A 12,918-nucleotide genomic window follows, 5' to 3' on the forward strand; every position below is an offset into this window, starting at 1 on the left:
TACGCCGCAGGCCGCCGGGCAGCCTGAGCGGAGGTTGGTCTTTCGTGAAGAACGTCTTTTCATCCGGATGAAGAGATGATAGTTTCTCTTATATCCGTATGAAGAGATGTTATTGGCCGGACCCCGGCCAGGCATGGACTACTGCGGAACTTCGTCGTCCTTACCACCTCCCCTACATCGTCATGCCCAAGCACACCCTGCTCGTGGCGGCCCTGGCCGTCGCTCTGGCCGTGCCTTTGTCCGCCGCCGCCGAAACCTCCGCCGACGCCCGTGGCGAAGCCAGCACCCTGGCCGCCGTGCGTGTCACCGGTTCCAACATCAAGCGCACCGATACCGAGGCCTCCAACCCGGTGCAGGTGATCGGCCGCCAGCAGCTGGAACAGACCGGCAAGGCCACCGTGGCCGACGTGCTGCGTTCGATCTCGGCCAACACCGGCAACGCCAGCAACGAAACCACCAACAACGGCTGGGCCTCCGGCTCGGCCGGCATCGGCCTGCGTGGCCTGTCGCAGAAAAACACGCTGGTGCTGCTCAACGGCCGCCGTTTGGCCAACTACGGCTTCCCCGCCGGCGGCCTGTCCGATACCTTCGTCGATCTCAACGCGCTGCCGCTGGTCGCGGTCGAGCGCATCGAAGTGCTCAAGGACGGTGCCTCGGCGGTGTACGGCTCCGACGCCGTGGCCGGCGTGGTCAACATCATCACCCGGCAGAACTTCGAAGGCGCCGAGATCGGCGGCAGCTTCGGCGGTGCCGACCAGGGCGGCCTGCACGAGCAGAACCTGAAGTTCGTCGGTGGCCTTGGTGATCTCGATACCGATGGCTACAACATCCTCTTCAGCCTGCAGGGCTACAACCGCGAACGCCTGGACCAGGACGAACGCAACCTGACCAGGAGCGGCATCTACACCGACAAGCCTGGCGGCCGCTGGAACGGCTGGTCGGCCAAGGGCGCGCGCTACCTGGTCAACGGCGTGTCGGTGCCGATGCTCGATGCCAACGGCAACTGCCCGGCCGGCACCACCCGCGTTGCAAGCGCACCGATCGACGGCCTGGCTGGCGACACCTGCGGCTTCAACCAGGCGCCGTTCACCACGCTGATCCCCTCCACCAAGCGCTACCAGGCCTATGCCAACGGCACCTTCCGCCTGAACGACAATGTCGAAGCGTTCGGCGAAGTGCTGTACAGCCAGATCAAGAGCGCCGCGTGGTTCGGCAGCAGCCCGTTCTTCACCCTGGAGAGCGGACGTTTCGCACTGAACGCGAACAGCGGCCTGGCAGAGCCGGTGTCATCGCTGCTGCCGGCCAACAACCCGTACAACCCGTACGGCCGCGCGATCCCGATTGAATACACCTTCTTCGACCTCGGCGGCACGATCAAGACCAACCGCTCCACCGCCTATCGCGGCGTGTTCGGCCTGCGCGGCACCACCGCCAATTGGGACTGGGAAGTGGCCGCATTCGGCGCACGCAGCAGCGAGCGCGAGAGTGTGTCCGGCGGCTTCGCCAACCGCTGGGCACTGGCCGATGCGCTGGCCACCGGCAGCTACAACCTGCTGAATCCGGCGGCCACGCCGCAGTCGGTACGTGATTCGATCAACATCGCCACGCTGCGCCCGGCCGAGTCCAAGCTGCAGGGTGTCGACGCGAAGATTTCCGGCAGCCTGGGCCACACCTGGGCTGGCGAGATCGGCTTCGCTGCCGGTGCCGAGTGGCGCCGCGAGAAGCTCGATTCCAACAACCCGTGGCAGATCGATGCCGGCCTGCAGGTGCGCCCGGCCATCGCCGAAGTGCATGGCCAGCGCCAGGTCAGTGCCGCCTACGCCGAAGTGAACGTGCCGCTGGCTTCGACGCTGGAGCTGTCCGCCGCCGCGCGCGCCGATCACTACGATGACTTTGGCGATGCGTTCTCGCCAAAGATCGGGCTGCGCTGGCAGCCGCTCGACTTCCTGCTGGTGCGTGCCTCGGCGTCGAAGGGCTTCCGTGCACCGTCGCTGTCGGAGAACTCCAACAGCACCAGCATCGCCTACGGCAGCGTGGTCGATCCGCGTGATCCGGACGTGCCGGGCTCGCGCCAGAACCCGACCTTCTTCACCGTCGGCAACAACGCACTGAAGCCGGAGCGCACCAGGAGCGTCAACTTCGGCGTGGTGCTGTCGCCGTGGGCCAACACCAACCTGAGCGTGGACTACTACCGCATCCAGCTGGACAACCTGGTCGGCACCAACAACACCCAGACCCTGGTCAACGACAACGTGGCCGGCGCGGTGCAGCGCGATGAGCGCGGCAAGCTGCAGGCGGTCTACAACCGCTACCAGAACCTGAGCGAGCTGAAGACCTCGGGCATCGATGTCGAGTTGCGCCAGCGCATCCCGACCGCGGCACTGGGTGACTTCACCGTGTCCTCGGCCTACACCCACGTGCGCGACTACCGTCGCCCGACCGTGGTCGGCGGCCCGCTGGTCGACTACGCCGGCAGCAACCTCGGCGCGACCCTGCCCAAGGACAAGGCCACCACCACGCTGGACTGGAAGTACGGCGACTTCAACGCAGCGGTGACCTGGTACTACACCAGCAGCTACCGCCAGGAGGCCAGCTCCGCCGCCAAGGCCGTGCAGCAGCGCGTCGGCAGCTACAGCCAGTACGACCTGTACCTGGCCTACACCGGCATCGACAAGCTGACCGTGTACGCCAAGGTGCAGAACCTGGCCGACAAGACGCCGCCGTACGACGCCTCCTTCCCCGGCATCCGCGCGCCGTACGACTTCAGCCAGTACGACCTGCGTGGCCGCTACTTCACGCTGGGCTTCGACTACCGCTTCTGATCCATCCGCCGCGGCCGGTCACCTGACGGGACCGGCCGCGCGACTGTCTGCTGTTGCGTTCCAGGGGAGTCATCGTGTCCTTGCATTGCCGTGCCGTTCTTCCGTTGCTGCTTGCCGCCGCCACCGCACTGTCCCCGCCGCAGCCGGCGCAGGCACAGAGTGCCTACTTCTTCCCGCAGGTTGCCGATGCGGCGGCGTTCGATGCGGCGGTGCCCACGCCGGAACAGTTCCTCGGCTACCCGATCGGCAGCCGCTACACGCGGCACGACCAGCTGGTGGCGTACTTCCAGGAACTGGCGAAACGCTCGGACAGGATCAGTGTGCGCGAGATCGGCCGCAGCTATGAAGGTCGCCCGTTGTTGATCGCCACCGTCACCGCTGCAGGCAATCATGCGCGGCTGGAACAGATCCGCCAGCAGCACGCGACCCTGGCCGATCCGGCGCAGCCGCGCAGCGCCGCCGGTGACAGCCCGGTGGTGGTGTGGCTGGGCTATAGCGTGCATGGCAACGAGACCTCCAGTGCCGAAGCGGCGATGCTGACGGCGTACTACCTGGTGGCCAACCGCAGCGCCGAAACCCAGCAGTGGCTGCAGCAGGCGGTGGTGCTGTTCGACCCGGCGCAGAATCCGGACGGCCGCGATCGCGCCGCCAACTGGCACAACGCCTGGGCGTCCGATCCAGCCTCAGCCGACCCGGCCGACAAGGAACACGTCGAACCGTTCCCGCAGGGCCGCACCAACCACTACTTCACCGATCTCAACCGCGACTGGCTGGCCTTGACCCAGCAGGACTCGCGGCCGAAGGTGGAGGTGTTCCACCAGTGGTACCCGAACGTGCAGATCGACTTCCACGAGATGGGCAAGGACAGCACCTACTACTTCGAGCCGTCGCCGAAGAGCATGCACAGCCCGCTGATTCCGGCGGCGTCATATGAGTTCAACAAGACCCTGGCCAAGTACCACGCGCAGGCATTGGATGCACTGGGTTCGCTGTACTACACCGGCGAAAACTTCGACAACTTCTCGCCGGTCTATGGCTCCACCTACCCGGACTTCCATGGTGCTGTCGGCGTTACCGTCGAGCAGGCCAGCTCGCGCGGCCGCGTGCAGGAATCGGTGAATGGCCTGCTGACCTTCCCGTTCACCATCCGCAACCAGGTCGCTACCGGACTGGGCACGGTGCGTGGCGCGGTGACCGAGCGCAGCGGCCTGTTCGACCTGCAGAAGCAGTTCTTCCAGAGCGCGCTGAAGCAGGCCGCACAGCAGCCGGTGAAGAGTTTCGTATTCGGCGATGCGCATGATCCGGCACTGACCCGCCGCCTGCTGGAACTGTTGCTGCTGCATCGCATCGAGGTGCGCGCGCTGGATCGTGCAATCACTGTCGATGGGCAGCGCTTCGATGCCGGCAGCGCCTACGCGGTGCCGGTGCAGCAGGCGCAGTTCCGCCTGGTGCATTCGATCTTTGCCGAGACGCCGCCGATCAAGGGCGATGTGTTCTACGGCAGCACCAGTTATGCCATTGCACCCGCTTATGGCGTGGCCTTCGCCGGCAGCCGCAGCCGCAGCCGCATCGACGGCGGCGCACGCGTGACCGCGCTACCGGCGGAGCCGGGCGCCGTGCTGGGCGGCCAGGCCGGATTCGCCTACGCGATCGACTGGCGCGACTACAATGCCGGGCGCGCATTGGCCGCGCTGCAGGACAAGGGTGTGAATGCACGCGCGGCATTCCAGCCGTTCACCACCGCGACCGCGCAGGGCGAGGTCAGCTTCGCTGCCGGCAGCCTGGTGATTCCTGTTGCCGGGCAGTCGCTGCAGGGCGCGGCGCTGCTTGAAGCAGTGACGTCCGCCGCGCGCGCTGCCGGCGTGCCGGTGCATGCGCTGTCCAGCGGCCGCAGCAGCGAGGGCATCGATCTCGGAAGTGACGGCGTCAAGGCGCTGCGCAAGCCGGCCGTTGCGTTGGTGATGGGCGAGGGCGTAGCGGCCACCGAAATTGGTTCGGCGTGGTTCCTGTTGGACCAGCAGCTGCGGTTGCCCGCCAGCAAGCTGGATCCCCAGCAGCTGGGCAAAGTGCCGCTGGATCGCTACACCACCATCGTGCTGTCCGGCGGAACCTACACCGGCATCGATGCCACGGCGGTGGCTGCACTGAAGCGTTGGATACAGGCCGGTGGTTCACTGGTGACCTACGGCAGTGCCTCGAAATGGGCGATCGAACAGAAGCTGGCCGACGGTGAGAAGCTTGGCAAGGAGGAAGATGCTGCTGACGAAAGCCGCCGTGCGTTTGGTGACCAGCGTGACATCGCCGCGATCGAGCGGGTCAGCGGCAACATCCTCAGTGCCGACGTGGATCCCAGCCATCCGCTGGCGTTTGGCGTGCCACGCCGGCAGCTGGCGATCAACAAGGAAAACACGGTGACGCTGCAGCCAAGCGCGAACCCGTTCTCGACAGTGGTACGCATCGACACGCCGCCGCGGGTGAATGGCTATCTGTCAGAGCGCAACCGCACGCGGGTGGCGGGCAGCGCATGGCTGCTGGTGTCTGCGCAGGGGCAGGGCAACGTGGTGTTGTTTGCCGATGATCCGGCGCATCGCAAGTATTGGCATGGGACGGATCGGCTGCTGATCAACGCGATCTTCTTCGGGAATCTGGTGAATCCGGGCAAGGCGCGGGGTTGAGGCTGCACGCGCTTCAGTTGATATATGGGTGGGGAAGCCGGGCGGGCTGCGCAGGACACGCTGTAAATACGTCCATGTAAGCTCGATCGGCGCATCCATGCGCCTCACGGTCCTGCGCAGCCCGCCCCGCCTCCCCTCGGCAGTTTCCTGCGGGCGCGGACGCATCGAACCCCAAGGCAGGAGCAAGGGCAAAAGCAAAGCCAGGAATTTCGACTTCGGCTTTTGCCTTTGAATCTGAATTTGAATTTGAATTTGAATTTGAATTTGATCTTCTTCTCCCGGCTACCCGGCGGGACAAGTAGGCGCTGGCGATCTTTGAAGCGGCGCAGGGCGGAGTGGGGGCAAAACCGTGAGCGCCATGGATGGCGCGATCGAGCCCCCATGGATGGGTTTACGGCGTGTTTGCCCCCACTCCGCCCTGCGCCGCCCCAAGCCAAACCATCCGCGTGCTTTCACCCACGGTAGCCGGCAAAAAAAAAGGACGGCGCGTCAGCGCCGTCCCCCGATAGCCTCCCGCGCAGCGGGAAGCACAACAGCTGTCAGCTGTGATCAGCCGGCGCGACCGCCGCCGCCCTGGCCACGACCACGACCGCCACCATTGCCACCACCCCCACGACGCTGGCCCTGACCGGCGCCTGCACCCGCACGCTGCTGGCCATTGCCACCGCCCTCGCGACGGCCACCGCCGGCCTTCTTCGGGCCGGCATGCGCATGGCGCGGCGCATCGCCGTGCGGGCGACGCGCGTGGCTCTTGCGCGGTGCACGCTCGCCGGTATCGTGCTCGGCCTTGCCCGGCGCACTGTTGCCCCAGCGGATCGGCGTCTGCAGCTCGAAGCCCGGCACATCGCGGATGTCCATGTCGCGGCCCAGCAGGCGCACGATCGCGCGCAGCAGCTTCACTTCATCCTGCGCCACCAGCGAAATCGCCTGGCCGGTCGCGCCATTGCGGCCGGTGCGGCCGATGCGGTGCACGTAGTCCTCGGCCACCATCGGCAGGTCGAAATTAATCACCTTCGGCAGCTCGTTGATGTCGATGCCGCGCGCGGCGATGTCGGTGGCCACCAGCACGGTCACCCGGCCGGCCTTGAAGTCACCCAGCGCGCGCAGGCGCTGGCCCTGGCTCTTGTTGCCGTGGATCGCCGCGGTCTTGATGCCGGACTTTTCCAGGAACGTGGCCAGCTTGTCGCTGCCGTGCTTGGTACGGGCGAACACCAGGGTCTGCTCGCGGCTGTCCTGCGCCAGCAGGTGCAGCAGCAGGTCGCGCTTGCGGCCGGCATCGACCGGGTGCACGCGGTGGGTGATGGTTTCGGCCACGGTGTTCTTCGGCGTCACCTGGATCTGTTCCGGGTTGCGCATGAACTCCAGCGCCAGCTGGCGGATGTTGTCCTCGAAGGTGGCCGAGAACAGCAGGGTCTGGCGGTTCTGCTTCGGCAGCTTGGCCAGGATGCGCTTGATCGACGGCAGGAAGCCCATGTCGAGCATGCGGTCGGCTTCGTCCAGCACCAGCAGTTCGATGCCGGACAGATCGACGCTGCGGCGCTCCAGATGGTCGATCAGGCGGCCCGGGCAGGCCACCAGCAGGTCCACACCACGGCGCAGGATGTCCAGCTGGTTGCCCATGCCGACGCCGCCGTAGATGCAGGCGCTGGGGATGCGCAGGTACTTGCTGTAGCCACGCAGGCTGTCATGCACCTGGGTGGCCAGCTCGCGTGTCGGGGCCAGGATCAGCGCGCGCGGCTTGCGCGGGCCGCTGCGCACTTCCTGCGAGGCGGTGCCCAGGTGCTGCAGCAGCGGCAGGCCGAAGGCGGCAGTCTTGCCGGTACCGGTCTGCGCGCCGGCCAGCAGGTCGCGACCGGCCAGCGCGAGCGGGATCGCCTGCTGCTGGATCGGGGTCGGGTTTTCGTAGCCCTGTTCGGCAAGCGCGCGCAGCAGGAAGGGCGCCAGGCCCAGCGATTCAAAAGACATTGAGTTTGCTCCAAGTACAAGAAACGCCTGACCGACTGGACAGGCGGGGGCAGATCAAACTGATCGGCTGACTCGGAGCGTTCCCGTGAACCGCGCTGCGAGAATTGGGTGCAGCCGGCACGAAGCGCAGGCTGGAATGCGTGACGAACGGCGTCGGAGTGGGGGCGGGCGAAGAGGGCGGACCCTGGTCGCCGGCGGTCCCGGAGGGAAACGGACGGCCGCTGCAGACCCCGCTAGTCTAAACGATGTTTGAGACTTCACGCAAAAAGGCCTGTTCAGGTAGGGGGCTCTCTGCAGGGCTGCGCCCTGCACCCGCAGAGGCCGGAGCAACGTCAACATCAACGTCAAAAGCTGGTTTCCTGAGGGATGGCGGGGTGGGTCCGGTGGCGGGAGACGCCGTAAACCCGTCCATGGGGGCTTGGCCGCGGCATCCATGCCGCGGACACTCCCGCGACCGGACCCACCCCGCCTTCGACAGTTTTCCGCGATCTGTCGGAACGACGTTCTGCTTTGGTGGGTGCCGACCGTTGGTCGGCACGAGCTCTGATTCTGTTTTGAATTTCGATATCTGACAGATGTGCCGACCAACGGTCGGCACCCACCGTCAGCCGCGTGAACCTGTCGGGTGGGGCGGTGTGGGTGGGCAGGACCGTTTGATCTGGCCCCCATGGGTGAGGGCGCTTTGATTGCGAAGCACTGCTTCGCAAGCGCCCGAACGCGCAGCCGCCAGCGGCTGGGCCGGACCCCGGAGGGGGGGGGCACGGCGTGCCCTGCCCACCCACACCGCCCCGCCCAACCAGCAGAAAGCCAGAGCTGTTTTTGACGTTGCCGTTGCCGTTGCCATTGCCGTTGCATTGAGCAGTTGCAGGGCTGCAAGCCCTGCCGAACCCCCTCCTGCGGTAGGGTGGGCCGATGCCGCGCTGCAGCTTGGCGTCGCCGCATATTTGATTACACTTGAAACTTGTTTGCCCACGACTCCGGACACCCACCCATGAAGCTTGGTTCTTTGAAGGAAGGCGGCCGCGACGGCACCCTGATCGTCGTCTCGCGTGACCTGCGCCACGGCGTGCGCGCCACCGGCATTGCCGCCACCCTGCAGCAGGCCCTGGAGGACTGGAGCCACATCGCACCGCGCCTGAACGCCCTGTACGAATCGCTCAACGCAGGCGACGCCGATGGCGTGTTCGACCTCGATCCGCAGGCGCTCGCCGCGCCGATGCCGCGTGCCTACGAATTCGTCGATGGCAGCGCCTACCTGCCGCATGTCGAGCGCGTGCGCCGCGCCCGTGGCGCCGAGGTGCCGGAGAGCTTCTACACCGACCCGCTGATGTACCAGGCCACCAGCGCCGGCTTCCATGGCCCGCGCGACGCGGTCAAGGTGGTCAGCGAGGACTACGGCATCGACCTGGAAGCGGAAATCGTGGTGATCACCGACGACGTGCCGATGGCGGCCACGCCGGAACAGGCCGCTGGCCACATCCAGCTGGTCGGCCTGGTCAACGATGTCTCGCTGCGCAACCTGATCCCCGGCGAACTGGCCAAGGGCTTCGGCTTCCTGCAGTCCAAGCCGCGCTCGGCGCTGTCGCCGGTGTTCGTCACCCCCGAGGAGCTGGGCGCTGCGTGGCAGGACAGCAAGGTGCACCTGCCGCTGCTGACCCACATCAACGGTCAGTGGTTCGGTGCGCCGGAAGCGGGCGTGGACATGCAGTTCAACTTCGCCCAGCTGGTCGCACATGCGGCCAAGACCCGTCCGCTTGGCGCCGGCACCATCGTCGGTTCCGGCACCATTGCCAACGAGGACACCAGCAAGGGCGCTTCGTGCTTCGCCGAGCAGCGTGTGGTCGAAACCCTGCGCGATGGCAAGCCGAGCACGCCGTTCATGTCCTTCGGCGATGTGGTCCGCATCGAGATGCTTGATGCCGCCGGCAACAGCATCTTCGGTGCGATCGAGCAGCGCATCGAACAGGCGACCAGGCCCTGAGCAGGGAGGCGGCGATGGAGATCCCGGTCGACGACGGCATCGTGCTGTACACCTACTGGCGATCCAGCGCCGCCTACCGCGTGCGCATCGGCCTCGAGCTGAAGGGCCTGGCCTGGGAGGCGCGGCCGGTGCACTTGGTGCGCGAGGGCGGCGAACAACACCTGGACGCCTATCGCACGCTCAATCCGCAGCAACTGGTGCCCACCCTGCTGCACGAGGGGCACGCGCTCACCCAGTCGCTGGCGATCCTTGAGTACCTGGATGAGCGCTTCCCGCACGTGCCGCTGCTGCCGGCCGACGCCGCCGGCCGCGCGCGGGTTCGGGCGCTGGCCCAGCTGGTGGCCTGCGACATCCACCCGATCAACAACCTGCGGGTGATGCAGTACCTGGAGCGCACCCTGCAGCTGCCGGCCGATGCCCGCACGCAATGGACCCTGCACTGGATCGCCGAGGGCTTCGCTGCGATGGAAGCCCTGCTGGCCAACAGCACGGACACCGGCACCTTCTGCCACGGCGACCGCCCCGGGCTGGCCGACATCTGCCTGCTGCCGCAGCTGTACAACGCGCATCGCTTCGGCCTGGATCTGGCGCCGTACCCGACTCTGCGCCGCATCGAGGCCGCCTGCCAGGCGCTGGACGCCTTCGACCGCGCGCGCCCGGAAAACCAGCCCGACGTCGCCTGAAAGTAGAGGGGACGGAGGGGATTAAGTCGCAAATGCACAAACGACTTAATCCCCTCCGTCCCCTTTTTGCTGCAATCGGGCCAGATCATCGCGGAACAGCCGGTAGGCATCCTCGCGGCGCGCATCGTCGGTCTGCCGCAACACCCATGCCGGGTGCACCGTGGCATAGCCGCGTGTGCCGTCCTCGAGGGTGTGCCAGCGTCCGCGGTCGCGTGAGAAGTCGAAATCACGCCCAAACACCGACGTTGCCGCTGTCGCGCCCAGGCATACGATCACCTGTGGTCGGACGCGCGCGATCTCGCCCATCAGCCAGGGGCGGCAGGCCTGGATATGGCGGCTTTCCGGTCGTTTGTGCAGCCGTACCTTGCCGCGCCGTTCATGGTGAAAGTGTTTCACCGCGTTGGTGAGGTACAGCGTCGCGCGATCGATTCCCAGTTCAGCCAGCGCACGGTCGAGCAACCGGCCGGCAGGGCCCGCGAACGGTTGTCCGCGCAGGTCCTCGCTATCGCCAGGCTGTTCCCCGACCAGCATCACCTCGGCGCTTGCCGGCCCCTGCCCGAACACGGTCTGCGTGGCCTGCTCCCAAAGCGGGCACTGGCGGCAGGCACTGGCCTGCGCACGCAGACTCTCCAGGCGGCTGGTGTCGGTGGTCGATGGCACAGCGCCTGCACTCAGGGGAATCCTGCGCTGCGGTGCCTGCGCCGGCCGGTCATGCATTTCCTGCACACGGTCGGCCGCATCGCGCACCAGGCGCGGCAACAGTTGTGCCTCGGGCAGGTGGCGCCAGTACTTGGCCGGCATCTCCTGCATCATCATCCGCGTGTTGAGCCGGGCTGGATTGAAGATGCTGGCGTAGTAGGTCTGCCACAGCGCTTCGCGTGCGTCCTCGGCCGGGGCATCCTCGCGCCGTGCGCCGGGACCGAAGGCAAGTGCCTGCCCATCCCAGGCGACGCTGCGCGAAGGGGTGAGGATGGCCCAGTGCATGCCGGTGAAGCGGCGCGCGAAGAACGGCGCGATCCGGTCGACAATGTGGTGTTGCGGCTCGAACCAGGCGATGAATGCATCAGGCTGGCCAGGCACCTCGCGGAAGCGCACGAATGCCTTCATCTTGTGCGTGTCACGGCGGACGGCCTGGGCCATGGCCATGGCCCGCAGTACGTCGGCATCGGCGGGGTTCGACAGCACCGAGCGTTCGCCATGGGTGATGCGCCACAGCAACCTGTACAGCAGGGCCATGCGTTGCACATCGCGATGACACAGGCAGGTGGCCGCCAGTTCCAGGAAGTCGCGCGGTACATTCGGTGCGCCAGCATCGGCCAGCATGGGCGCCGAGCTGACCGCGGGCGCGTCCAGCAGTGATGCGTGGCTGCCCTCCAGCCAGTCCAGCTGTTCCGGCGCGACGCCGCGCAGCAGGGCATCACGCGCACCATTGCGCCAGGCCTCCAGCGACCATGGCGGATCCACCCGCAGCGACCAGCGCTGCGCGTCAGGCTGCGGACGGGGCATCGAACAGCGAACCCTGGCGCGGCGGCGGGGCCAGTTGCGCGCGCAACGCCGCCGGATCGTCCAGCGCCCTGCGCGGATGGTGGTCGGCCAGCAGCACGAAGGGCAGCAGCTTGCTCATCGGCGCCTTCAGGCGTGCCACGTCGGCAACCCGCAGGCGACCGTGGCGGCGTGCCATCAGCACCCGTTTCACGTTGCGCACGCCCAGCCCGGGTACGCGAAGCAGCATTTCCTTCGGCGCGCGGTTGAGGTCCACGGGGAAGCGTTCGGGGTGGCGGATCGCCCAGGCCATCTTCGGGTCGATGTCCAGATCGAGCATGCCGGCCTGGGTGGTATCGGTGATCTCCTCCACCTCATATCCGTAGAAGCGCAGCAACCAATCGGCCTGGTAGAGGCGGTGTTCGCGCTGCAGCGGCGGCGGTTGCAGGGGTAGCTTCCGGCTGGCGTCCGGAATCGGGCTGAACGCGGAGTAATAGACGCGGCGCATCCGGTAGTTGCCGTACAGCGCATCGGCGCTGGCCAGGATCTGCTGGTCGCTGGCGCCATCAGCGCCGACGATCATCTGCGTACTCTGCCCGGCAGGGGCAAAGCGCGGAGGGCGCGGGCGCGCGCTGCGGCTGGCTGTCGGAGCCACCGCCGCGGGGGCCTTGCGTGCCTCCTTGGCTTCCTCGATGCGCCAGCGCAGCTCGCCCATCGCACCGCGGATCGAATGCACGGTCTTCTCAGGTGCCAGCGCGCTCAGGCCAGCTTCGGTGGGCAGTTCCACATTGATCGACAGGCGGTCGGCATAGCGCCCGGCACCGGCCAGCAGTTCCGGCGAGGCCTCGGGAATGGTCTTGAGGTGGATGTACCCCGCAAAGCGGTGTTCTTCGCGCAGGCGCCGGGCCACCTCCACCATCTGCTCCATGGTGTAGTCCGCGTTGCGGATGATGCCGCTGGAAAGGAACAGGCCCTCGATGTAGTTGCGCTTGTAGAAGTCCAGGGTCAGCGCGACCACCTCATCCACGCTGAAGCGCGCACGGGCCACGTTGCTGGACACGCGGTTCACGCAGTAGGCGCAGTCGTAGACACAGAAGTTGGTCAGCAGGATCTTCAGCAGCGATACGCAGCGGCCATCCGGCGTATAGCTGTGGCAGATGCCCATGCCTTCGGTGCTGCCGATGCCGCCACTGGCGCGCGAATCGCGCTTGCCCGAGCCGCTGGAGGCGCAGGAGGCGTCGTATTTGGCGGCGTCGGCCAGGATGGCCAGCTTGCGGATGGTTTCCATTGCGGAAACCTACGGATGAGGG

Annotated in this window: 7 protein-coding genes; 4 read left to right on the top strand and 3 right to left on the bottom strand. The window is 66.8% G+C overall.

Annotated elements, in window-relative coordinates; genetic code table 11:
- Positions 1-182: 182 nt before the first annotated feature.
- Both ACYKG1_RS02495 and ACYKG1_RS02500 read left to right on the top strand, forming a co-directional pair.
- Positions 183-2,822, top strand: coding sequence for a TonB-dependent receptor plug domain-containing protein (locus tag ACYKG1_RS02495; RefSeq protein WP_478471750.1), 2,640 nt, complete (start codon positions 183-185; stop codon positions 2,820-2,822).
- Between the two features lie 74 nt (positions 2,823-2,896).
- Positions 2,897-5,497: a M14 family zinc carboxypeptidase gene (locus ACYKG1_RS02500; RefSeq protein ID WP_478471751.1), complete on the top strand. Its 2,601-nt coding sequence runs from the start codon at positions 2,897-2,899 to the stop codon at positions 5,495-5,497.
- Positions 5,498-6,046: 549 nt separating this feature from the next.
- Here ACYKG1_RS02500 and ACYKG1_RS02505 read toward each other — a convergent pair.
- On the bottom strand, positions 6,047-7,462 hold the full coding sequence (locus ACYKG1_RS02505; RefSeq protein WP_100471187.1) for a DEAD/DEAH box helicase: 1,416 nt from the start codon (positions 7,460-7,462) through the stop codon (positions 6,047-6,049).
- A 991-nt stretch (positions 7,463-8,453) separates the two neighbouring features.
- On the opposite strand from ACYKG1_RS02505, the gene ACYKG1_RS02510 reads away from it, so the two are divergent.
- Together ACYKG1_RS02510 and maiA are read left to right on the top strand one after the other, a co-directional pair.
- On the top strand, positions 8,454-9,443 hold the full coding sequence (locus ACYKG1_RS02510) for a fumarylacetoacetate hydrolase family protein (RefSeq protein WP_478471753.1): 990 nt from the start codon (positions 8,454-8,456) through the stop codon (positions 9,441-9,443).
- Positions 9,444-9,457: 14 nt separating this feature from the next.
- Complete coding sequence (maiA, locus tag ACYKG1_RS02515) at positions 9,458-10,126, top strand: maleylacetoacetate isomerase (protein WP_478471755.1); 669 nt, start codon at positions 9,458-9,460, stop codon at positions 10,124-10,126.
- Positions 10,127-10,171: 45 nt separating this feature from the next.
- On the opposite strand, the gene ACYKG1_RS02520 is transcribed toward maiA, so the two are convergent.
- Together ACYKG1_RS02520 and ACYKG1_RS02525 are read right to left on the bottom strand one after the other, a co-directional pair.
- A complete protein-coding gene (locus ACYKG1_RS02520; RefSeq protein WP_478471756.1) occupies positions 10,172-11,632 on the bottom strand; it encodes a UdgX family uracil-DNA binding protein in 1,461 nt (486 codons plus the stop codon).
- Positions 11,613-12,896 (bottom strand): putative DNA modification/repair radical SAM protein, encoded by a 1,284-nt coding sequence (locus ACYKG1_RS02525; protein ID WP_262083043.1) that lies wholly within the window; start codon positions 12,894-12,896, stop codon positions 11,613-11,615. The genes ACYKG1_RS02520 and ACYKG1_RS02525 overlap by 20 nt, the downstream gene beginning before the upstream one ends.
- Positions 12,897-12,918 lie beyond the last annotated feature (22 nt).

It is taken from the genome of Stenotrophomonas sp. 85239_Sma, assembly GCF_056481725.1.